Consider the following 25,711-nt stretch of genomic DNA (forward strand, 5'->3'; position numbering starts at 1 on the left):
TTTAGTGTTTGACCGGCAGCTACGCTGGCCATCCCGGCCCAGTGGCAACAATGCACTGCCACGACCATGTCGTCTGCGGTCGCCATGCAAAAAAACCAGCTCGCCTTTCCTGATCTGCTGACTCGCCAATACCGAGCGAACCAGATTTTTTCTAGAACCTGCGTGCCGAAATTTCCAATGGGCAGGGTCGGGCATTCCGCAGTTCATCGCCGCACTCGATCCTGCAACGCCTGCATCGGCGCGCAGTCGTTTTGTTTCCTTGCGAATCAGTATTGCCAAGATCCTGCTGGCTGCTAATTGACTGGCCGCATGATCGGGAGGGGCCGGGCGGTATCTTCTCCCCCACGCTGTCCATTGGTGGCTGGGTGGTTACGACATGACATTGATGTCAAGCAGTCTGTACATTGCGTCTGCCTTGATCGTCTGGGCATGGCGGCATTTCTGGCGGCGGTCACGCAGGTGCCGCTGACTGCTTTCATCATCGTCATGGAAATTGTGGATGACACTCCAGGGTCTTGAACCCGATGGCCGCAGCCATGTTGCCAGCCTGTTGTTCCGTATGGTGGCGCGTCCGCTGTATGAAACTTTGGTTGATGCAAAGGCTGGAGGGGCAGTGGCAGACATCCAGGTATTTGCGACAAGCACAAAGTCCTGAACCTGCTGAAAATCCTTCGATTTTTCAGGTCATTTCCCTCTTGTGACTTGTTCTCTGCCAGCTATCGCATCAGGTGTGCGCTACGTCACACCGCTTACCAAAAAGAGTGTCGGTTAGGCACAACTGGTTGAGAAAAACCCTCTTTTTGCCGGACCGGCGAATATAAGTAGTTCCCACAATACTTGTCTTGCACACACTGCCATGTCTTATCGAGACCTGACAGATGACGCGGCGCAAGTGCTGTGTGCGGATCACTGAATATTTTGCCAGCGGGACAGACATGCCAGGTGAGGCTTTGGATTTACATATCGATGCTGGCTTCCTGGCATTGTTGGCGAGTCATAACTTGGCGGTTGCTGCAACGGTGGGGCCAGACGGGTTGATCGTCATCGGCCGTGATCGTGTCGGTCGGCCCGCCATCGAACATCGGGTGATTCACAATGCATTTGCATTGGCTGTCAGCGGATCTCGCCTGGCGGTGTCCCACAAGTACGGCATCACGGTCTACAACGATTGCCGAGCGCTGGCCGCGGAGCACCCCACCGCACCCGGTCGATACGACGCGTATTACGCGCCCTTGGTGACCTTCCACACCGGCGATTGCCTGGTGCACGACATGGTTGCCACCCGCAAGGGTCTGGTCGTGGCGAACACGCGTTTTTCTACCGTGGATTTGATCGACGGCCGCTACAACGCCAATCCGATCTGGCGTCCCCCCTTCATTTCGGTACCCATGCCTGAAGACCGTTGTCATCTGAACGGTTTGGCGCTTGACGGTGAAACGCTGAAGTATGTGACGGCTTTCGGACCCTTCGATACGGCCGGCGGGTGGCGCAGCCATCCGCAATTCCACGGTGTGCTGATCGACGCGGTGACGGGGCGTTGCATCGCCGAGAAGCTGAGCGTGCCGCACTCGCCGCGCATCATCGATGGCCATCTGTACGTATGCGAATCAGGTCACGGCACCTTGTTGCGTGTTGATCCCAGCACCGGCCAACGAACCGTGGTCTGCGAGTTGCCCGGCTTGCCGCGCGGTCTGGCCGCCCATGCGGGCATTGCATTCATCGGCCTGTCCTCGCAACGCCATTCCAGCAGTCTGCCGACGTTGCCCATCTTGGCGCGTCACGCCACACCAATCGCTGGCATCGCCGCCGTTGACTTGGCCACCGGCAACCTGCTTGGCATGGCGCGAATCCAGAATCCTGGCCGGGAAATCCTGGACGTGAAGCTCATTCCGAATTGCATGCTGCCTGGCGTTGGCGAACGCAACGACCACCACGAATTCCATCTGACAGAAAGCCCGGCAGGCGCCTATTGGCTGAAGTCTGCCAGCCGTCCCAAGACCGTGCCGGTTGCTGCACCCGCAGCACAGGCCAATTCCAATGACTCCTCGACGGAGCAAGCATGAGCTACAGCACCCAAACCGGAAATTTCCAGATCGAGAATCTGGGGACGAACCTGTTCGTCTCTGACGTGAGTGGTCTGACGGGGGGCGGGACGGCAGTGCTGCTCAGTCGTTACGCCAACTCACAGTCGTACTTCTATCTTGAGATGTATGACAGCGCAGGTGCGCAACTGGGCACGCAGTTGGATCTGAATGCGCTGGCGCTTTACGAGGCGTCCAAGAGCAACGAGTTCCGGGTGATGGGGCTGTCCAACGGCAATGTGCTGGTCACCTATAACAAGAGTGACACCAACGCCGCTAACGTCGGTGCCAACAACGCGTACTTCTTCGTGCTGGACCAGACTGGTCAGAAGGTCGTCAACGATGTTCAGATCAACACCAGTTCGGGGTCGAGCCTGACGCGTGCCGTTGATCCGATTGAGCTGGAAAACGGAAATATTGCGTTTTCATTCCAGCGCGCGGACAACGGCAGTTTCGGCACGCGTGTCTTTACGCCAAGTGGTAGCGCAGTGGCAGGCGAAAGCTTGGTTGCCAGTGTCAATGGGGTAACCAGCGCGATTGCGGCCAATACCGACGGCAGCTATATCGTGACCTACAATTACAACCTGTACGGTCCCGGAAATGCCTACTACAACCCGAAGGTTGACTACAAGATCTACTCCAGTACAGGCGTCGAACAGTCGTCCGGAAATTTGTATAGCGGCTCGCAGAACACCAACGGCCCCAGTACGGAAGTCATCGGACTGTCGAATGGGACTTACCTGTTCAACTACGGCAGTTATGGCAGCACAAATTCAAGTGCCAAGATTCTGACGGCCGCTGGCATCACGACCAGCACCATCAGCATTGCCGGCGGCGGCGTCGGCAATCTGGTGCCGGTCAAGAACTCCGATGGCACGGACGGTTTCATCACATACAGCGTGGTGGACACGCCACCGTTTGCCTGGGGTAACGATGGCCAAGGTCAGTCGCAGGTCACGCTGAACTATTACAACAATGCCGGTACGCTGGTGTCGTCTACGCCAAATGTGGCGTCGGGCCAGTATTTCTACGAAAACTACGACTCGTTCAGCTACCAATACGCCTTCGCGCCAAGCTTCCGGCTATATGCCGGACATGATCAGGGAACGGGGCTGATAATCACCGATTCGCCGAATGCGATCAGCTCCGGTGGCACGGACGGGCGCTACAACATTGGCGCTGTGCTGTTCGATCAGGCGAGCACGCCCCTGGTCACGTTGACGACCAACAACATCGCGATTGCAGAAGCTGCGGGCGTGGCAACCATCACCGCCACCATCAGCGCGGCTGCCGCCACGGACACCATCGTGACGCTGTCGTTGGCGGGCACCGCCAGCGGCGCAGGTGTCGATTACACGGCAGCGGCACCCACCATCACCATTCAGGCTGGGCAACTGACTGGCACCACCACGCTGACCGCCGTCCAGGACACGCTGGACGAGTTCGACGAAACCATCATCGTCGGCATTCAGTCGATTTCGGGCGGTGACAACGCGCGTGCCGACACTGGCACCGTTCAAGTCACCATCACTGACGACGATGCACCGCCCGTCATGTCGATCGCACCTGCCAGCGTGACCGAGGGCAATAGCGGTACCACGGCGATGGTGTTCACCGTGACGCTGGATGCCGTGTCGGGCAAGACGGTTACCGTCAATTACGCCACCAGTGATGGCACCGCCACCGCGGGCAGCGATTACATCGCCAAGTCGGGCACGCTGAGCTTCGCGCCGGGCGAAACCACCAAGCAGATCACGGTTCTGGTGACTGGCGATACGGTGACGGAGTCCGATGAGACCCTGACAGTGATGCTCGCCGGGGCATCCAACGCCAGCCTGGGCACGGCTAGCGCCGTCGGTACGATCATCGATGACGAGAATCCGCCGCCCGTGCTGACGACGCCGTCGCCAATCGCATTCACGGATACCGCTGCGGCTGACGCCTTCACCGCGGTGACCGGCAACCTGAGTGCCAGCGATGCCGACGGCATTGCCAGTTATGGCGTCAGCGGGGCCATGTCCGTCAACACGGTGATCGGTGGCACGACTTACGACCTGAGCCGCGTGGGCACCTACGGCACGCTGTACATGGCAAGCGCCACGGGAGCCTACGTGTATGTGCCCAATGACGCAGCCATCAACGCCCTTGGCGCCGGCTCACAGTCTGAAAGCTTCACCGTGTCGGCCACGGATGGCCATGCCGCGCCCGCGACTGCCACGGCTCCGCTGGTCATCAATGTGACCGGCGCCAACGATGCGCCGACTGCTTTGACGCTGGGCAACACCACTATCGCACAAAGCCTGGGTGTCAACGCCACGGTAGGCAGCTTGGGCACGACCGACGCGGAATCTGGTCAGAGCCATACCTACAGTCTGGTCGCGGGCGATGGCGTCAACGACGTCGCCAATGCAAGCTTCTCGATTTCCGGCAATACTCTGCGCGCCAATGACGCGGCTTCGCTGGCCGCAGGCGACTACCGCATCTTCGTGCGCACCAGCGATGGCCAGGGCGGCAGCTTCGACAAGGCCTTCACGATCACCGTGGTCGATGACGTGCCGCCGACGACCACCATCTCTGGCCTCCAATTCAGCAACGATACCGGTGCTGGCCAGGCAGACTTCATTACCAAGACAGCCGCGCAAGATATTTCCGCCACCCTGAGTCAGCCTCTGGCTGCGGGAGAGCGCGTGCTGGGCTCGATTGACGGTGGCGCGTTCTGGAGCGACCTGACCAATGGGGTGTTCAATACTCAAGTGACCTGGGCTGGCGTGGTGCTCTCGTTGGGAACATCGACCTTGAAACTCAAGGTAGTCGATTCTGCCAACAATGACGGACCGGTCGCCGAGCAGTCCTACACCGTGGATACGAGCGGACCTGGTGCGCCGGTCGTCACGTCCGCCGCGTTGACGAACAATGCTCTTCCTGTGCTTGCAGGGACTGCGGAGGCCGATTCTGCGATCACCGTGCAGGTTGGTGGCGCAACCTACCTGACGCAGGCTGCGGGCGGCAATTGGTCAATCGACCTGAACGCCACCTCGCCCAACAACGGGACGCTCACGCTCGACGCCAATGGCAACAACCTTGTTTCGGTCACTGCGGAAGATCTTGCAGGCAACGTATCGGCCGCAGGTACCCAGACGCTGGTGATCGACACGACGTCACCTGCGGCACCGATCCTGAACTCGCCCTCGCTGACCAACGCGGTCAAGCCCGTCATACAGGGCAGCGCCGAAGCCGGTGCTAGCATCACGGTGCTGGTGGGCACGGCCACTTATGAAACCGTCGCCACGGGCGGCACCTGGTCCATCGACCTGAGCAGTGCAACGCCTGTCGATGGAACGCTGTTCCTTGACCTCAACGGCGACAATGCGATTTCCGCGACGGCCACCGATGCCGTCGGCAACGTGTCGGATGCAGGCACGCAGACCCTGACGATCGACACCACGCCGCCGACGACGGTGTTCAGCCAGCCAGGCTTCAGCGGGGATGTAGGCACCAGCACGACTGACTTTATTACCAACCAGCCGGTACAGACCATCACAGCGACGCTGAGCGCGACGCCCAGTGTCGGCGACAAGTTCTTTGGCTCAGTCGATGGATTGTCCTGGACCGACGTCACAACTAGCATCAGCGGCACGACGCTGACCTGGACAGGTGTGACGCTGAGCAATGGCACGGGATCGTTGCGCTTCAAGGTCACCGACGCTGCCGGCAACAACAGCAACGTATTCAGTCAGCCCTACACCCTGGACACCACTGACCCGACCACGATTGCGCCTGCGGTGAACTATGGCTTGTCGGACGATACCGGCGTGGATGCCACCGACCTGATCACCCAGACCGCTCAGCAAACCTTCAGTGGTGTGCTCAATGCGCCCTTGCTGAGCGACGAAGTGGTCGAGGTGTCCGTCGACGGCGGCACGAACTGGATGCTTGCACAGACGAACATTGGCAGCAGCGCTTGGTCGGCCGACCTGACGCTGCTGGCAGGCAGCAACAGCTTGTCGGTGCGCGTGTCAGACGTCGCCGGCAATCATGGCACCGTCACGTCTCGCACGTATGTGCTGGACGCAGGCGCGCCGCAATTTAGCGCCGCGCGGGTCAATGGTGCCAGCCTGGTGTTGAGCTTTACCGACACGACGCCGCTCGATGCCGTCAACCTGCCGACGTCCGGTGCGTTTGCCGTAACCGTGGGGGGCAGCACGGTCGTCGTGAGCAACGTGGTCGTCAATGCTGCGGCAAAAACTGTCACCTTGACCTTGGCCAGTGCGGTGACGGCTGGTCAGGCGGTGACTGTCGCGTATACGGACCCTGACGCGGGCGACGATATCAATGCCATCCAGGATGCTGCCGGCAACGACTTGGCCACGCTGGCAGCAGTCCTTGTCACCAACGACACGCCGTCCGTGCCGACGGTTCCGACCAACCCGCCCAACTCGATCGATGGGGTGCCGGTACAGGTCAGCACTGGTCCCGATGGTCTGCCGCAGACCACCGTTCCGGTGGTGACGGCAGGACGCAACGAGGACAACAGCACGGCCAACAGTCAACTGGCCGACATTCCTCTGGTCAAGGATGCCAGCGGAACCACTTTGCTGGCGGTGGCGGTGCCGGTTGGCACGGGCCTGGTCGCCAGCGGGCCGGGCACGACCTTGACCGGCCTGGCCGCGCAGACCCAACTCGACAGCCGTATCGGCGGCGCAACCACTGACCCGGCATTGACGGCCGCCGGGCAGTCCTTCCTCGGCAGCCTGCCCGTCGGCACAGAGGTGCTGATCCAGACCATCACCATCAGCGCCCAGGCAAGCACTGGCGGACCGCTGGTGATCAGCGTCGGCAACCTGGGCGATGGTCATCGCACGGCCTTGGTAATCGGTACCAGTGCGCTGCCTGCCGATACCTTGATCGACCTGGAAAACGTCGATTTCGCGATCATCGTGGGCAATGCCCGGGTGACAGGTGGGGCCGGTGCCAATGTGGTGTATGGAGATGACAGCCGACAGTTCATCGTGCTGGGCGAGGGCGACGACGTGCTGCATGGCGGTGGCGACAACGATACGGTGGGCAGCCTGCGCGGCAATGACCAGACCTTCGGCGATGCTGGCGACGACATCGTCTATGGCGGAACCGGCAACGACATCCTGCACGGCGGTGCGGGCAGCGACAGGATGAACGGCGGGTTCGGCCTGGACACGGGCGTGCAGACCGGCGTGCTGGCTGACTACACCGTGACGCTGGATGGCGTGACGGTGGTGTTGACGCACAAAGTGTCTGGCGAAGTCGATCGTTTCCTGGATGTCGAGCACATTGCCTTCGACAGCGGAACATCGATCATCGTCGCCCACGAAGCCAACGATGTGGCGGCATTGAGCGCCCAGTTCGCGGGCGCGCAATTGATCGAACTGAGCGCCAACCGGGCCGTCACCGGCACGGCTGTCAACGACGAGGTCACGCCCACCCTGGGCATGGGCTTGAACGTTGACCTGGGCGACGGCATCGACATCGTGCGTTTGGCCGGTGGCCGCAGCGACGTGCATATCGACGTCGAAGCTGGCGAACGCGCTGAACTGACCCGTCTGGAAGACGGCGCCATGCTCGCCTTCAACCAAGTAGAAATGCTGGCCTTTGCCAACGGTGACGTGACAGTCCTGGCCCATAACCATGATGAAGTCGTGATTGGACGGAGCTATGAACTGCTGCTGGGCCGCAATGTCGACACCGACGGTTATACCTTCTGGATCACAGGTACCCGGGCAGGTGTGTCCTTGAAAGACACCCTGGCGGAAATGATGAAGGCACCCGAATACACCGGTGCCGACATGACAAACAGCGCATTCGTGGAGTTGCTATATACCAACGGCTTTGGCCGCAGCGCCGATGCTGACGGCAAGGCGTTCTGGGTTGGTGCGTTGGACGCGGGTGCCAGCCGTGCCCAGGTCCTGGAAGGTTTCGCTGGATCGTCCGAGGCCGCCACGGTTATCGGCAGCACGATCGACATCACGCTGGTGTCTTAGCTTACGTAATTGGGTGTGCAGCCCCGCACGGGCTGTCGCAAGCCGGCCACTGAAAAGTGGTCGGCTTTGTCTTTTGCGGCGTCCTGATGTGACGCAATACCGCCCCGACGCAGAAAAACCGTCTGGCAAAACATTCAGTCGCTCTGCAAAAACACGGTTACAGGAAGTCACAGTACTTATGGGTGGAGCTAAGCTCGTCCGTGCAGCCAATTCCGGGCACGGCGTCGTTCGGATCCAGGACTCATGCAGAACGTTTTCACTACTGACGATGCGGTCGTCATGCTCGGCCTTCCCAACCAGGCACCGGTCTTTACTGGCCGGACGACCTACTCACACCTTCAAATTGGCGGTCATGCGCCGAACACGCCGGGTGTGAGGGACGTGTCCCTGGGCGTCACAAGCAGTGGTGACATGTACCTGGCCTACGCAGACGGCGGCAACGTCAATGTGTTGACCCGTATCGGCAATGCCTGGAGTCCAATCAGCAACAGCCTGTTCTCCAGCAGCGGCAATGTCGACTTGGTGATGTCTCCCACCGATGAACCCTACGTCAGTTTCGTACAGGGCTCGGACGCGTCTTTCACCGTGCAGAAATGGGTGGGCAATAGCTGGCAGGACGTCGGCAGTGCCTCGCTGCCGAATGTCGATCGTGAGCAGTCGAAACTCTCCTTCGCTGCCGATGGCACGCCGTATCTGGCAGTGGTGGATCGGGAATCGGGTGTACTCGGCGTGTTGCGCTACGACAGCGGCAGCACGACCTGGCAGCGGGTCGGCGCATCTGGCGTGGGCACGCTGGGCATGGGCGGTTTCGACCTGAAGATCGGCGCAAGCGGTACGCCGTATGTCAGTTTTTCCAATGGCGACATGACGGACGCATTCGATGTACAGGCATTCAAGAACGGCGTCTGGACGTCACTGGGCGCACCCGCGCCGGTACCTCGTGAAATCAGTGTTCCGTATCTGGTGGAAGACAACAGCGGCACGGTTTATGTGGCCTATCAGGATGCGGAGCGCTCTATGGTGGTCGCGCGTTTCGACGGCGCGCAATGGGATGTTTCTCCGACTGATGCATTGCCGACTCGGCTGACCTCGCCGATCGATCTGCTCCTGGGCAGCGACGGCAGCATTCAGTTGGCCGCATCGGGCGGGTTTGGATATCCGAACCCGCTTCATGTGCTGAGTTTCGATGGCATGCAGTGGACGCAAAGCAGCGATCCGATCTTTGCCCTGTCCGAAAGCGCCATGGCGACTACGCCGGACGGCAGCATTTTCATCGCCACCATGGACCCGGAGAACATGGCCAAGGTCGTGGTCCAGAAGTTCTCCATCGCGCTGGCGGCTGGGGGAATCACGACCAGCACTGCGCTTGAGGGCTTCAGTTTCACGGACGCGGAGGACGACCCGGTCAGTTTCTCAATCACGGGTGGTGCAGACGCCGCCATGTTCGTCGTTCGTGGTGGTGACGTCCGCTTCGAGCGCACGCCCGCGGTGGGCACCTACCAAGTCGAGGTCACTGTCAGCGATGGCTTCAATGACCTGACGAAGACCGTCGTGGTGTCGGTGACTGCCGCCGACGTCAATCATGCCCCGGTGCTCGACGTGTCGGCCTCGCCCAAGCTGGCCAATGTCGTGGCAGGCAGCGGTACGCCAAGCGGGGCGGTAGGCAGTTTGGTCAGCGCATTGGTCGATGACGGCAGCGATGTCGACGGCAATGCACTGGGGATCGCGTTGACCGGCAAGGCGGCTGGCGTTGATGTGTATTACTCGCTGAACAACGGCACTACCTGGATTGCTGTTGGCGCCTTGAGTGAAAGCAGCGCGGTGCTGCTGGACCAGCATGCACGTGTATATGTCAGCGCGGCGACATCTGGCGTGGTGGCAGACGCGTTGAGCTTCAAGCTTTGGGATCAGACACACGGCAGCACGGGCAACACCAACGTGGATACGCACCTGGACCCCGTTGTTGCAAGTTTCCCCCTGGGTACCTATAACGCGCAGGATATCGTGCTGAGCGGATCCGTCGCGTTTGTTGTCGATTCGCAGAACACCGCAGCGGGACTGGTGATCGTCGACGTGTCCGATGCTGCCCACCCGGTCGCGTTGAGCAGCCTGAGTTTTGAAGAGGCCTATGAGGTCGCGGTACAGGGTGATTTCGCCTATGTGGCGATGCGCGACGGCCTGGCCATCGTGAACGTCAGCAATCTTCAGAATCCGACACTGGTGCACACCATTAATGTCGGCCGTGCGGCAGGCGTATTGGTCGATGGCGACCTTGCCTACATCACTGGCATATCGGGTGGTCTGCAGATTTTCGACATCAGCAGCCCGACTGCGCCCGTGCTCCAGGGCACTGCCGCCCTGGGCGGTGACCCCTTGTACGAAAGCGTGTTGCGCGACGGTTTTCTGTACGTGGCGGATCGCAACAGCGGCTTGCACATTTTCGATGTTCGCGATCCACAGAACCCCGTCTGGAAAGGAGAAGCAACGACGTTGACCAACTGGGCGATCGATGTCGCGCTCAACGGGAATATCGCCTACACGGCCGCGGTCAACAGTGGTTTGGCCATCATCGATGTGACCGATCCCGAGAATCCTGTCGTGCAAAGCTATTTGCGCGAAGGTGCCGAGAACGTCATGTCGGTGACCCGCGACGGCGACCTGCTGTATGTCGGCATTGAAGGACGTGGCATCCGTGTCTACGACATTACCAATGCCGCCGCGCCGATTCCCGTACGCTTCATCGATACGCAGGGCTATGCGGACACGTCGGTGGTCGATGGCGGACATCTGCATATTGCGTCCGGCAACCAGCTGACGGTGGTCGATCTGAACAATAGCGGCGCCTTCTCGGCCGACACCGACACCATCAGTCAGACCCTCGCCGCAAATGCCGCGCCGGTTTTCGACAAGGTGCGCTACCAGCAGAGCGTTCTCAACACTGAGCTGGACAAGATGCCCTTCGACAAGATGCCGCTGGTCAAAGGCGCAGACGGATCACTGTACGTGGCTTTCGTCAGCGACACCGGCGTGGTGACTGCGCATCAGCAGGGTGATGACTGGCAGACCATTCCCTACGATTTCTTCGGCAATGGCCGTGACGTACAGATGACGACGGACGCTCAAGGCGTACCCTATCTGGTCTTCACGCAGACGGTCTACGATCTGGGTGGTGGGGGGCCGGAAGAGGTCAGCAAGGTCACCGTGTTGACCTTGCAGAACGGGCAATGGCAAGCGGTTGGAAGTAACTGGCTCGATATCGAGAATCCGATGACGCCGCGTTTGTCCATCGGTGCCGACAACACGCTGTACGTGACTTATACCGACCTGAATAACGGCGCTCTGGGCGTGCGCCACTTCGTCGACGGCACGTGGGAAGACCTGGGCCAATCAACCGTGCCGGGATTGATGGGTGACGCCTACAAGGTGCTGATCGGAGTCGATGGCAAGCCAACCATTGCATTTGCCGATGCCAACGCCAACAACCGGCTGACGGTGATGACGTTCGATGGCAATGTCTGGTCCGTCGTCCCCAACCCGCAACACGCCGACGTGCCTGCTTATCAGACCGAGCTTGCGTCGGACGGCAAGGGCTTTTATGTGGCCTACGGCGACGCCCAGAATGAATTGTTCGTCGAATATTTCGACGGCAGCGACTGGACCATGCTGCCACTGCCGCGCACCGCCGGCATGCTCGGGTCGTCGCCGCTTCCCTACGATCTTGCGGTGGGCAGTGACGGCGCACTGTATCTATTGGCCAGCCCCTATAACTCGCGGAACGATTTCTATGTGATGCGTTATGCCGAGGGGGCCTGGACGATCGTCTCGGACCTGATTGACGGCGCGCGCAACACCAGTATTGTGTTGGGTGACGAAGGCCAGGTATATGTCACGGCGCAAGATCGGGACACGGGGCTTGCTGTTGTCCACGAAATCGACCCGGTTGCGCAAGCCACCGCACTGACCACCGGCACTGCCGTCAAGCTGGGTGCGCACGACCCGGAGGGCAGCGCGCTGACGTACACGATCACGGGCGGCACGCATCAAGCCTTGTTCGAGGTGACAGCCGACGGCATTCGCTTCATTGAACAGCCGACTGCCGCAGGCAAGTATTCCGTCCTGGTCACCATTGACGATGGCCTCACCCATGTCACCCGCATGGTCAGCGTGACCGTCACGGTCCCGCCCAACAGCGCGCCAGTGCTGGACGTGAGTGCATCGCCCAAGCTGCCCGATGCCGAACTGGGCGGTTTGTCGCCTGAAGGTGCCGTGGGCATCAAGGTGTCCGAGCTGCTTGGCGACAGCGCGAGCGATGCCGATGGCAACGACATCGGCATGGCCGTCACCGAGATCAAGGGCGGCACGCTGCATTACTCGGTGGACGGCGGCACGACCTGGGTTGCCGTCACCGCTATCGTCAGCAAGGCCCACGCCTTGGCGCTGACGGCCGAGACGTTGGTGTATTTCGAAGCGGCAAGTGGCACCACCGGCACCGTCAACGATGCGCTGCAGTTCCATGCCTGGGACGGCACGGATGGCGTGACGGGCACTTGGCTGGACCTGAGCGGCAAGCTTGATCCGGTGCTGTCTGCGCCGGGCACTGGCTTGGCCGACATGATTACCTTCAAGGGTCTGGCGGTCCAGATCGCATCGACCGGCCTGGTGGTGTATGACTCGACCAATCCGGGCGTCGTCCTGGGCACCGTCGCAACGTCGATTGCTGATGCCGATTTCGTGGCAGCGGGCGACGACTTTGTCTACGCGGTCAGCCAGTCCGAGCAGGAAATGTATGTGATCTCGCTGGCCACGCCAACCGCACCGGTGGTGGTTCAAACGATCGGCCTGGCCGATTTCATGATGCGGCCCGATGGCGTAAAGGCGTACGGAAACACGGTACTGGTCGCAAGCAGGGACGACGGTGTGCAGGCCTTCACGGTAGCCGCGGACGGCACTGCGACGCCTGTCAACGAGCGCATCCCCGCAGCTGTCCCTACGGCATTGGCGCTGGATGACACGCGCTATGTGGTGGGCAATAGCACAATCGGTCTGATGCTGGTCGACCGGCATGATGACGCGTTTACAGAACTGAAATTCGCCGATTTCCCCGTCGTCGGCTTCGCTGCAGCGCGCGACGTGGTCATCAGCGGTGACTACGCCTACGTGGCGACAAGCGGCGCCGGCTTGATGATTGCCGACATTTCGGATCTGAGTGCCCCCAAATGGGTCGGTCAGCTTGTGCTCGGAAGCGTGGCCGAGCGGCTCGTGGTCGTTGAACGCCAGGCATTCGTGCTGACCTCTAACGGCGTCTATCGCGTCGATCTGAGCGATCCTGAACACCCGGTTCTTGGTGAGTCCTTCCCGGTCTCTCACGCCAACAGCATCGCCGTGGTCGGCAAGCAGTTGTTGGTCACGACGGACACCGAAATCACCGTACTGTCCGGTATTGTCCCCGGCAGCGTGTCCCACGACAGCGATACCGTGGCGGTCGATGTGCGCGACACGATTGCACCCACGCTGACGCTGCCCGCCGACCATGCCGCGCATTTGCGTGGCGATGACCTGAGTATCGAGAGCAGCGAGGCCGGCATCGTGTATCTGGTGAAGGCCGGTGCCCATGCGGGCACGCCAAGCGCCAGCGAACTGATCACGCTCGAAGGAGCCGGTAACGCGGTTGCCATGACGGTCATCGATGGCAAGGCTGTATTCGATACCACTGCGTTGCTTGGAAATTATCTTGTCTACGCAGTCGATGTGGCGGGAAATGTGTCGAGCGGTGCAGGCAACACGGTGACGATTCGTACCGTGGAGACACCGCCGCCGACGCCCACCACGCCGCCCGTTGTGCCGAGCACGCCGATGGACGGCGTGCCGGTGGAGGTCAGCACGGGCAACGACGGTCAACAGCAGATCAAGATACCGGTGGTGACCAACGACCGCGATGAAGACACCAGTACGCCCAACAGCAAGCTGGCCGACATCACGCTGGTGAAGACGGCAGCGGGTACGCCGCTGCTCAACCTTGGCATTCCAGTCGGTACCGGCGTGACCGCCAACGGCCCGGGCACGCCGGTGTCGGGAATCACGGCACAGACGGTACTCGATGGCCGCATTACGGCGGCCGATGGATCGGCAGCGCAAAAAACCGCTGCGCAAGGTTTCCTGTCGTCGCTTGACGCCGGTACGCAGGTGGTGGTGCAAACCATCACGATCAGCGCCCAAGCAACCAGCGGCGGCCCGCTGGTCATCAGCGCTGGCAACACGCAGGACGGCCATAGAACGGCTGTGGTCATCGACACCCGCGCTTTGCCGGCGGGTACCTTGATCGACCTGGAGAACGTCGACTTCGCGATCATCATTGGCGATGCGCGTGTGACGGGTGGTGCGGGTGCCAATATCGCCTACGGCGACGATGCGAATCAGTTCATCGTGCTGGGCGAAGGTGACGACATTCTGCACGGGCTTGGCGGTGACGACACGGTCGGTAGCCTGCGTGGTAACGACCAGGTGTTCGGCGACGACGGCAACGATATCGTCTACGGTGGAACCGGCGACGACATCATGCATGGGGGCGCAGGTAACGACCGCATGAATGGTGGCTTCGGTTTCGACACCGGCGTGCAAACCGATGTGTTGGCCGATTACACCGTGACGCTGGAAGGTCACGAGGTGGTGTTGACGCATAAGACGAGCGGCGAAGTGGACCGCTTCCTGGATGTGGAGCACATCACCTTCGACAGCGGCCCATCGATCATCGTGGCGCATGAAGCGGGCGACGTGGCGGGCTTGCAGGCGCGTTTTGCCGGTGCCCAACTCATCGAGTTGAACGCCAACCGTACCGTGACTGGCACGCAAGCCAACGACGAAGTCACGCCGGAACTAGGCATTGGGCTGAATATCGACCTGGGCGACGGCATCGACATCGTGCGTTTGGCCGGTGGCCGCAGCGACGTGCACATCGACGTCGAAACTGGACAACGTGCCGAGCTGACCCGCTTGGAAGACGGCGCGATGCTGGCGTTCAACAACGTGGAACTGTTGGCGTTTGCCAACGGCGACGTGACTGTTCTGGCGCACAACCACGAGGAAGCTGTCGTAGGTCGTGCGTACGAACTGCTGCTGGGCCGCAATGTGGACACGGACGGCTTCACGTTCTGGATGGAAGGCATCGATAAGGGCGCATCGCTGCATGCCACGCTGACTGCCATGATGCAGTCGCCGGAGTTCAGCGGTGCTGTCTTGTCGAACAGCGCATTCCTCGACCTGTTGTATACGACGGGCTTCGATCGCACGGCGGATGCCGCAGGCAAGGTATTTTGGCTGGCAGCACTGGACAGTGGCGTGAGCCGTGCCCAGGTGCTGGAAGGCTTCGCCGCATCGACTGAAGCTGCCACGATCATTGGCAGCACCATCGATGTGACCTTGGTGTCGTGATCCGCAGACGCCATTGATCACCCGCGCAGCCCCTGACCGGGCTGTGGCAAGCCGGCCGCTGAAAGGTGGTCGGCTTTTTTATTATTCACAGCGCCTTAATACAAACATCTAACCAAATTTTCATATCGCGAAAATATTTTCTTGAGCGTCTAAAAAACCCGGCAATCAATACTTTTTTACGGTTATTCATAACAAATGAAAGCAAACTTGACATTCAATGGGTTCACTTTTCTTCAGCTGCTTGGAATCTGCACGCTGAAACCAGACCCACCCGGCGGTACTTAGCCGCACTGCCTCGCCTTGGACCTGACGATGAACACCAGACCTGAACTCGATCCCAGCCTATCTCCCGCGCTGCCAGCAACCAGCCCTGGCGCAGCCGCACCCACAGGTGCAGTGGGCGCGGTTGTCTCTTCCTTGATCGGTGCTGGGGTTTCCGATGTGGACAACGATGCTGTCGGCATAGCCGTCACGGCCATTCAGGGTGGCACGCTGTATTACTCCAACGATGACGGCGTGAACTGGATTCAGGCTGCTTCTGTTAGCTCTGGCAAGGCGCTTCTGCTGTCGGACACTGCGCGTGTGTATTTTTCCCCGTTTTCGGGCACCAGCAGCGCAATCAGCGATGCACTGACGTTCAGGGCATGGGATGGCACTGCGGGTTCAAGTGGGAACATAGTCAAGCTCAATGGCGATGCTGTGCTGCTGACACAAGGGGCAAATGGCGGACGCACGGTAGCCAGCACAAACGACTACGCGATCGTTGCGGGAGGTTCGTCAATCAAAGTCATCGATCTGAGCGACGCATCGCTGCCTGTCGTGGGCAATGTGCCGATTTCAATGGGTGCAATGGTCACCGCATCCGCCGCACACAACGGCCGCTTTTATGTAATGACCCAAGATATGTCTACAGGGTCGAAACTAAGTACCTTCACGATCTCGGGAGATGGAACACCCTCCGCGATGACATCGATCGCGTTGCCGCAAGGTTCGAGTGCAATGTATGCAATCGTGATACGCGATGGAATGCTCTATGCATCGACGACCGGTGGCGTGCGGGCATATTCCTTGAATGATCCTGCTGCGCCAGTCTTCCAGTCCGTGGTCAGCAGCCAGCTTGGCTACGGCCTAGCGGTGGACGACCGCGTATATGTGCAGGGTGGCTTTAACGGTGAGTTGATCGTTACTGACCGCACCGACAATAGTGTCATTACACTTCCTGTTGTTGCCGAAGGCAGCTTTGCGAAGCAGATCAATGGCATTGTGCTGTCCGGCAACTACGCATTCGTTGCCACGCAGCGTGTGGGCTTGCAGGTAGCCGACCTGTCCGACCCCGATGCGCCGGTGTGGGTCAAGCACATCCCCTCTACCGTTGTTGGTCAGCTTTCCGGGCTGACCATCGCGGGCGATCGGATCTTCCTGGCGGGCGATCCGAACGTATCGTTCTACGATATTTCGGACCCGTCCAATCCCGTACTTGAAACCAGCCTGGCCGCAGGGTCATCTCCCTCGGTAAGCGTAGCTGGCGATCATTTTGTGCTGGCGACCGACCTCAGCTCGGCAATCTTTTCCGGGGCAGGCCTCGGCGATAGTTTCTCCACTGACACCGACACCATCTCGATTGACATCGCCGACCTGACGCCGCCCGTCATCGCAATCGACGGAAGCACCGAATTGCTGCGCGGCGACACGCTCACGATCACCAGCAACGAAGCGGGCACGGCGTATCTGGTCAAGCGTGATCTGCTGCCCAACACCTTCGACGGCGATACGCTTGCGCAACTGGAGCAGGACGGTGACGCGATTGCCGTCACGATCGTCAATGGCAAGGCGCAGTTCGCCACGACAGGCTTGTTGGGCGAATACGTCGTGCTGGCCACCGACGCGGCTGGCAATGTGACCAACGCCGACGAGGTGTTGACGATCATCACCAAGCCCGTCATCGGCGGGCTGTCTGGAAACCTGAACTTCACCGAAGGCGACGCGGCGATTGCGGTGGCCGCCAATCTGACGCTGACCGACGACGACAGTGTCGATACTGGATTGGCATCGGCGCAGGTGAAACTTGGATCGGTCGCGCTGGACGCTGCCGAATCACTTTCTCTGACCATCACTCCGGTGAGCATGGGCGCACTCACGGCGACTTACGTGGCCGCAACCGGAACGCTTTCCATCACGGGTACGGCAACCCTGGCGCAGTGGCAAGCTGCGCTGCGCGCTGTGACGTACAGCAATGAATCTGCTGACCCGGTTGCCTCGCGCAGCGTCAGCATCACCGTGGTCGACGTCAACGGCAACCACAATGATACGGACGACGTAGAGATCGACATCGAAGCCGTGGACAACCCGCCCGTCTTCAATGGTGCGCCCGGTACACCGGTGAATATGAAAGTCGGAAGCACGACTGCGTTGCCGGGATTGACCATCGTCGACCCCGACACCGGCTCCATCACTATCACGGTAAAAGCCACTGAGGGTGACTTGTCGGGCATGAGCGCATTCACGCCGACGGTGGATGGCTATACGTTCACCGGCACCGTCGCGCAGGTAAATACCGCGCTTGCGCAGGTTCGTTTCACGCTGACCGGCGCTGACGGCAAGGTGGAGCTGTCGGCCAGCTATCCTGATAACGACGACGTCACGCTGGATTACCTGTTCCAGGACCATACGGCACCTGTCGTCACGATTTCCAGCAATAACGACGATTTCAATCAGGGCACATCCATCTCGGTGTCCAGCGACGAAGACGGTGCGGTGTACCTGGTGCGTGCCGATGCGCTGACAGGAACGCTCGATGTACTTGCGCTCGCTGCATTGGTCAGCGACGGCAAGGCGGTCAAACTTGACCTGGTCGAGGGTGAAGCAACGTTTTCCACCGATACGCTGCTGGGCGACTACAAGGTGGTCGGCGTCGATGGTGCAGGCAATGTGTCGGCTGCATCGCGCACACTGAGCGTGGTGACCGCCCCCGAGATCGGGCTGATCGAGACAACGCTGCCATTTACCGAAGGCGGTCCGGCGCTCGCGGTGGCGGCTGCGCTGACGCTGACCGATGCCGATGATGTGGATGCAGGTCTGGCCGTGGCGTACGTGCGCATCAAGGCACCAACCATTTTGATCGGCGGTTCGCCCGTGATTAATCTCGATGCCGCCGAGTCGCTGGCGCTGGAGGCGACCATTCCTGGTCTGTCCGCGGCTTACGATGCTGACACCGGCATTCTCGAAATTACCGGAACGGCGGCCTTGGCCCAATGGCAAGCCGCCCTGCGTGCCGTGGTGTATCGCAATACGTCGAAAGACCCGGTCGCCACCCGCGAGATCGAGATCTTGGTGGCCGATGGGCGCGAGCATGTCAGCACGATCGAAGTGACTGTCGATATCACTGCTGTCAATAACGAGCCGGTCTTCGTCGGCGTGCCGGGGACACCCACGCGCATCGCGGTGGGCACGCCGGTTGTGCTTGAGGGGCTGAGCGTGGAGGACCCGGATTCGTCCTCGATCACGGTCACCGTCAATGCCGTCAATGGAACGCTGGGCAATCTGGAAGACTGGGTGGAAACGCCCGACGGTTATACCTATACGGGTAGTGCCAGCGCGGTGTCTGAAGCGCTGGCCAAGCTCAGCTTCACGTTGACGGGTTCCGCCGAAGGGTATGTATCGCTGAGCGGCTCTGACGGGTCTGTCACGCTGGGTACCGCACGTTATGTGTTTTTGCCGCCGGTCGCACCTGCGCCAGGCGGGTCTACCACGCCGGTCGATGGCGTGCCGGTGCAGATCGGCACGGGCAGCGACGGCCAGCAACAGATCGTCGTGCCGGTGGTCACCGATGACCGCAATGAGGACACCAGCACAGCCAACAGCAAGCTGGCCGACATCACACTGGTGAAGACCGTATCGGGTACATCGCTGCTCAATCTGGGCATCCCGGTTGGTACCGGCGTGACCGCCAACGGCCCGGGCACGCCGGTGTCGGGAAGCACGGCACAGACGGTACTCGATGGCCGCATTACGGCGGCCGATGGATCGGCAGCGCAAAAAACCGCTGCGCAAGGTTTCCTGTCGTCGCTTGACGCCGGTACGCAGGTGGTGGTGCAAACCATCACGATCAGCGCCCAAGCAACCAGCGGCGGCCCGCTGGTCATCAGCGCTGGCAACACGCAGGACGGCCATAGAACGGCCGTGATTATCGACACCCGCGCTTTGCCGGCGGGTACCTTGATCGACCTGGAGAACGTTGACTTCGCGATCATCGTCGGTGATGCGCGGGTAACGGGCGGTGCAGGTGCCAACATCGCTTACGGCGATGACAACAACCAGTTCATCGTGCTGGGTGAGGGCGATGACATCCTGCATGGCCTGGGCGGTAACGACACCGTCGGCAGCTTGCGTGGCAACGACCAGACCTTTGGTGACGATGGCGACGACGTGGTCTACGGCGGCACGGGCGACGACATCCTGCACGGCGGTAACGGCAACGACCGCATGAACGGTGGCTTTGGTTTCGACACCGGTGTGCAGTCAGGCGTGCTAGCCGACTACACCGTGACGCTGGATGATCACACTGTTGTGTTGACTCACAAGACCAGCGGCGAAGTGGACCGCTTCCTGGACGTCGAACACATCACCTTCGACAGCGGAACGTCGATTGTCGTGGCGCACGAAGCCAGCGACGTGGCGGCGCTGACGGCGCGCTTTGCGGATGCGCAGTTGATCGAACTTAACGCCAACCGTGCGGTTGCCGGCACCCAAGCCGACGACGAGATCACCCCGGAACTCGGCATCGCCCTGAACATTGACCTGGGCGATGGCATCGACATCGTTCGCCTGGCTGGCGGTCGCAGCGACGTGCACATCGACGTGGAAGCAGGTCAACGTGCCGAGCTGACCCGCCTGGAAGACGGCGCGATGCTGGCGTTCAACAACGTGGAACTGTTGGCGTTTGCCAACGGCGACGTAACTGTTCTGGCGCACAACCACGAGGAAGCCGTCGTGGGCCGTGCCTACGAATTGCTGCTGGGTCGCAACGTGGACACAGGCGGCTACAAGTTCTGGATCGAAGGCATCGATCAGGGCGTGTCGCTGAACGCGACCTTGACCGCAATGATGCAATCGCCGGAATTCACGGGTGCGTCACTGACGAACAGTGCCTTCCTTGACCTGCTCTACACGACGGGCTTTGACCGCACGGCCGATGCGTCGGGCAAGGCATTCTGGCTGGCAGCGCTGGACAGCGGCGTCAGCCGTGCGCAGGTGCTTGAGGGTTTCGCGGCGTCCGGTGAAGCGGTTGCTGTCATTGGCAGCACTATCGACGTAACCGTCGTTTCCTGACGCGGTTGCGCTGGCCACCCTGGCGTGTGGAAGCGCCAGGGTGCTGCGCGGGTACGAGCCGCTTACCCAAGCGCCGCAATCCCCTCGACAAAAATCGGCTCCCAATCGAGCACATGCCGGCGCATCAAGGTCATGGCTTCGTCGGTCTTCGACGCCGCCAGCAACTCCACCAACTGGTAATGCTGCGGCACTGACAACTGCTGACGCTCCAGGCCCGCAACGGACTCGATGCCGTACAGCCGCATGTTGTCGCGCAGATTCATGATCATCTTCACCAGGTGCTGATTGCCCGCCAGGCTGATCAGGTGCAGGTGATAGGCGCGGTCAGTCTCAAGGTAGCGCAGCGTGTCGCCGTCTTCCACCGCCTGTTCGATCGCCTGCGCTTTCTGCATTAAGGGGATGCGGTCTTCCTCACGCATGTTGGTGATGCAACTGAGCGCATAGCACTCCAGCTGGGCGCGAATCGCAAACAGTTGCCTCAGGTCGGTCACCGTCAGGCGTTTCACCATGAAGCCGCGATTGCGTCGGGCTTCCAGCAAACCATCGTTGGCGAGTTCCAGCAGGATCTCGCGCACGGGCGTGGTCGACATGCCCCAGGCCTTGGCCAGCGTGGGCACCGTCAGCAATTCGTCCGGGCCGATCTGGCCCGAGACGATCTTCATGCGCAGTTGTTCCAGGTATGAATTGCGTGCGCCCTCATCTGGTGCGTTGTCGCCGTTCCAGCTTGTTTCGACCACGTTCCTGTCATCCCAAAAAAATCTGTGTCGCCCCCTTACATGATAAAGCGTCACGCGCTACCATGACTTCAAGAGTAGCGTGTGACGCGCTACTCTATAAATGAACTGATGCTTGATCCGTCAAGCCAGTCGAAAAATGGAGACTGTCATGCGCTTTCTGATCGATCGAGACCTGTCGGGCCAACCACTGTCCGACGAGGTGCAGCCGGAAAATATCGGACGCCGTCAGTTCATCCGCGGCACCGGCGCGCTGTTGGGTGTTGGGCTGGGGGCCGGGCTGTTGGGCCATTCATCTGCCTGGGCACAGCAGCCTGGTGGCGAGTTGCTGGTGTCCAACTGGGGCGGGGACTGGAACAACAACGTGATCAACGCGTTGGAACAGCCCGAACTGGAAAGCAAGGGCATCAAGATCCTGCGTGACCTGGCGGCTGCCCCCGCACGCAAGACCAAGATCCTGGCCGAACGCAATCTGCCGCGTGGCTCGGTCGACGTGGCGCACTTCACTGACGCGGATGCCTTCGAGCTGAATCAGCAAGGCGTGCTGGAAGAACTGGACTATTCCAAGATTCCCAACGCTTCCCACCTGCTGCCGGGCGTGCAGAAGCCGTATTTCATCCCGTTCTATATCAGTGGCGTGGTCCTGATCTACAACAAGAACAAGATCAAGACGCCGCCGACCTCGTTCGCCGATCTGATGAACCCGGAATACGCCGGCAAGGTCGGGCTGATCGATCAGATCTACTTCAATTATTTCCTGGCCATGGGCTTGCTCAATGGCGGGTCGATGTCGAATGCCGAACCGGCGCTGGAAAAACTGCGTCAGCTGAAGAAGGCGGTTCAGCCGCGCATCTACCCGTCGCACCAGCAGGCCGCTGCCGCGATGGCGTCCGAAGAAATCTGGATCACTGCCAACTACAACGCGCGTGCCGCGCAGTGGAAGGCGGAAGGCTTGCCGGTGGAGGCGGCCTACCCGAAGGAAGGGGCGATCGGTTTCGAGGGCGGTGTCTGTATGCCCAAGCGTGCTCGCAACAAGGACAACGCGTACCGGTATCTGAACGCCATGCTGTTGCCCTCCGTGGCGCAGAAGATCGCCAAGGCAACGTACTACGCGGTGCCGATCGACAACGCCGCCTTGCCGCCCGAGATGGCAGCGATTGATTTCACGCCGGAACAGCGCAGCCGCATCAACCGTGTCGACCTCGGCTACACCGCCAAGAATCAGGCCGCGTGGCTTGACTGGTGGAACAAGGAAATCAAGGTCTGACCATGAGCGGACCGCTGCAACTCGGGCCCTTGCGCCCCAATGGCAAGGGCGTGTCGATGTTGCTGTCGCCCTCGCTGCTGTTCATCGTCGTACTGCTGCTGGGCCCGCTGGTGCTGTTGGGGCGTTACAGCCTCAATCACTTCGAGCCTGGCCAGTTCATGGTCCAAGGGTTCACGGCCGAGAACTACGGCCGTTTCTTCAGCGATCCGTTCTATCGCGGTGTGCTGTTTCGCACGATCTGGATTGCGGTGCTCAGCACCATCATCTGTCTGGTGCTGGGCATCTTGCCGGCGTATTTCATTGCGCGCGTGCAATCGGCCAAGTGGAAAAGCCTGCTGCTGATCATGGTGATCCTGCCGCTGTTCATGGGCAATGCCGTGCGCGTGGCGGGCTGGATGGTGTTGCTGGCCGACCGGGGCTTGATCAACGCCTTCATGCAGGCAGTGGGGCTGACGCAGGAACCGGTGCAGATGCTGTACACCGGCACCGCAGTGCTGGTGGGCATCATCTCGGTGAACCTGCCGTTCATGATCATCACCTTGCAAAGTGTCATCGAAGGCATCGATCGCCCGCTGGAAGAGGCGGGCCTGAATCTGGGTGCCAATCACTTCCAGATGTTCAGGCGCGTATTGCTGCCGCTGATGATGCCGGGCGTGATCACCGGCACGGTGCTGTGCTTCATTCTGGCCATGAACGCCTACGCCACGCCCTTGCTGATCGGCGGTCCGAAATTCCAGATGATGGCGCCTGCCGTGTATGAGCAGATCACGCGTTCCAGCAACTGGCCGTTCGGTGCGGCACTGGCCTTCGTGCTGATGGCATCCACGCTGTTCCTGACGGTGTTTTCCTCGTGGGCAATGGGGCGCAAAAGCCCTGCACCTGCCAAGGCGCACGCGTGAAGGCACACCCATGAAGGCACACCCATGAAATCCTTCCAGATATCGAGCGCGCTGTATCGCTTCGTGGTGTTTGCCACGCTGCTGTTTGTCATCACGCCCCTGATCGCGGTGATCTGGGTCAGTGGCTTCAGCAACAAGGTGATCAGCTTCCCGCCGCAGGGCTATTCCTTCGACTGGTACCTGAACGCCTGGCGTCTGGATACCTTCCGCGAAGGCTTCTGGCTGAGCCTGAAAGTCAGCCTGATGTCGACCGCAATCGGCATGCTGGTGGGCGTGCCTGCGGCCCTGGCGATGGTGCGGGGGAATTTCCCCGGCAAGGCCTTCGTCAGCACCTTGCTGATGTCGCCGATGATGATTCCCGGCGTGGTGGCCGGTAGCGCACTGTATGTGTACTTCATTCAGTTCGAACTGCTCAGCACGGTCCAGGTAGCCGCCACCTTGCCCGGGCTGATCGCTGCTCATTCGGTGTTGACCATTCCGTGGATCGTGCGCCTGGTGGTGGCCTCGCTGATTTCCAATGGCAATCAGATCGAAGAAGCCGCGCTCAACCTGGGTGCAACGCCGTGGACGGTGATCCGTCGGGTCACGCTGCCGATGGCGCGTCCGGGCCTGGTGGCAGGTGGCCTGTTCAGCTTCATCGTGTCTTTCACCGACCTGGAGAAATCCATTTTCCTGGTGGGACCGGGCAGCACGACCTTGCCGATTGCGATCGTCAATTACCTGGAATGGAACCTGGACCCGACCGTCTCGGCGGTGGCCACCATTCAGATCCTCATGATCGGTGCCGCTCTGGTGTTCTCCGATCGTTACGTCAAGCTCAGCCGCGCTTTCTGATCCTATGAATTCCTATCTTGATTTCGACGGCGTGGCCAAGCGCTACGGTGCATTCCAGGCAGTCAGCGACTTCACCCTGCCGATTCACGAGGGCGAACTGGTGGCCTTGCTCGGTCCCAGCGGCTGCGGCAAGACTACCTCGCTGCGCATGCTGGCAGGCTTCGTGCAGGTCTCGGAAGGCAGCATTCGCCTGGCTGGCAAGGACATCACGCAGCTGCCTTCCTATCGGCGCAACGTTGGCATGGTGTTTCAGGGTTATGCGCTGTTTCCGCATCTGACGGTGGAAGAGAACGTGGCCTTCGGACTGGAAATGCGCAAGATGAAACCCGCCGAGATCGGCCCGCGTGTGCAGAAGGCATTGGCGCGCGTGCGGCTGGAATCGCTGGCCAAACGCTTGCCGCGCGAGCTGTCGGGTGGACAGCAGCAGCGGGTGGCACTGGCGCGTGCAATGGCTATCGACCCGGCGGTGCTGCTGCTGGACGAACCGCTGTCGGCGCTGGACGCGCGCCTGCGTCACGAAGTGCGTGCCGAGATTCGCCAACTGCAGAAAGACTCTGGCTTGACCACCTTGATGGTGACGCACGACCAGGACGAGGCGCTGAGCATGGCGGATCGGCTGGTGATCATGAATCAGGGCCGCATCGAACAGATCGGCACGCCCGACGAGGTGTACGAGCGTCCGATCAACCGCTTTGTGGCCGAGTTCATGGGCAAGTCCAACTTCCTCGACGGCAAGATGGGGGGAGAAGGGCGTTTCGATTCAAAGCTTGGGCAGGTGTTTGCAGGGCATGCCGCCGATGCCGGTCGAACAGGTGCCCCGGCCCTGATGAGCTTCCGACCCGAACGCGTGCAATTGCGCCGGGTCGACACGCCGGTGGCCGATGGCTGTAACGGCGTGCAGGGGCGGATCGTGCGCATCACCTATCTGGGGCCCTTGATCGAGTACCGCATCGCGTTGAAGGACGACACCGAGATCACCGCCTTGCTGCCCAATACGGGTGAACTGGGGTATGTCGGTGGCGACGCCAGCAGCGATGAATCCGTCTACACCGCACCTGGCAGTCCGGTCAGCGTGCAATGGCAGGCCAGAGATTCGCGCCTGCTTCCCGCCTGACAGGCAACAAGG

At 60.7% G+C, this 25,711-nt stretch carries 9 protein-coding genes and 1 pseudogene; 9 read left to right on the top strand and 1 reads right to left on the bottom strand.

Features of this window, described 5'->3' with window-relative positions; all coding sequences use genetic code 11:
• Positions 1-323 precede the first annotated feature (323 nt).
• The 5 genes and pseudogenes from FXN63_RS26980 to FXN63_RS03270 all read left to right on the top strand — a co-directional run.
• Positions 324-655, top strand: a pseudogene (locus tag FXN63_RS26980) (chloride channel protein); the annotation flags it as partial.
• Positions 656-950: 295 nt separating this feature from the next.
• The gene (locus tag FXN63_RS03255; protein WP_187395088.1) at positions 951-2,063 is read left to right on the top strand and encodes a TIGR03032 family protein; all 1,113 of its coding nucleotides are present in this window, start codon (positions 951-953) and stop codon (positions 2,061-2,063) included.
• Positions 2,060-8,095, top strand: coding sequence for a Calx-beta domain-containing protein (locus FXN63_RS03260; protein ID WP_148812802.1), 6,036 nt, complete (start codon positions 2,060-2,062; stop codon positions 8,093-8,095). The genes FXN63_RS03255 and FXN63_RS03260 overlap by 4 nt, the downstream gene beginning before the upstream one ends.
• 243 nt (positions 8,096-8,338) lie before the next feature.
• Positions 8,339-15,523 carry a DUF4214 domain-containing protein gene (locus tag FXN63_RS03265; protein WP_148812804.1) on the top strand — a complete coding sequence of 2,395 codons (7,185 nt, stop codon included), beginning with the start codon at positions 8,339-8,341 and terminating at the stop codon, positions 15,521-15,523.
• Between the two features lie 312 nt (positions 15,524-15,835).
• Positions 15,836-20,851: a DUF4214 domain-containing protein gene (locus FXN63_RS03270; protein WP_148812806.1), complete on the top strand. Its 5,016-nt coding sequence runs from the start codon at positions 15,836-15,838 to the stop codon at positions 20,849-20,851.
• Positions 20,852-20,913: 62 nt separating this feature from the next.
• On the opposite strand, the gene FXN63_RS03275 is transcribed toward FXN63_RS03270, so the two are convergent.
• A complete protein-coding gene (locus FXN63_RS03275) occupies positions 20,914-21,588 on the bottom strand; it encodes a GntR family transcriptional regulator (RefSeq protein WP_148812808.1) in 675 nt (224 codons plus the stop codon).
• 148 nt (positions 21,589-21,736) lie between these two features.
• Between FXN63_RS03275 and FXN63_RS03280 the strand changes: the two genes are divergently transcribed.
• From FXN63_RS03280 to FXN63_RS03295, 4 genes are read left to right on the top strand one after another with little or no spacing between them, the layout of a single operon-like run.
• Complete coding sequence (locus tag FXN63_RS03280) at positions 21,737-22,852, top strand: ABC transporter substrate-binding protein (RefSeq protein WP_187395089.1); 1,116 nt, start codon at positions 21,737-21,739, stop codon at positions 22,850-22,852.
• 2 nt (positions 22,853-22,854) lie between these two features.
• Entirely contained in the window at positions 22,855-23,751 is an 897-nt protein-coding gene (locus FXN63_RS03285; RefSeq protein ID WP_187395090.1) for an ABC transporter permease, read from the top strand.
• 24 nt (positions 23,752-23,775) lie between these two features.
• Positions 23,776-24,585 (top strand): ABC transporter permease, encoded by an 810-nt coding sequence (locus tag FXN63_RS03290; RefSeq protein ID WP_148812812.1) that lies wholly within the window; start codon positions 23,776-23,778, stop codon positions 24,583-24,585.
• Between the two features lie 4 nt (positions 24,586-24,589).
• Positions 24,590-25,699 (top strand): ABC transporter ATP-binding protein, encoded by a 1,110-nt coding sequence (locus FXN63_RS03295; RefSeq protein WP_148812813.1) that lies wholly within the window; start codon positions 24,590-24,592, stop codon positions 25,697-25,699.
• Positions 25,700-25,711: the final 12 nt, after the last annotated feature.

Origin of the sequence: Pigmentiphaga aceris (assembly GCF_008119665.1) — a bacterium.
Classification (GTDB): domain Bacteria; phylum Pseudomonadota; class Gammaproteobacteria; order Burkholderiales; family Burkholderiaceae_B; genus Pigmentiphaga; species Pigmentiphaga aceris.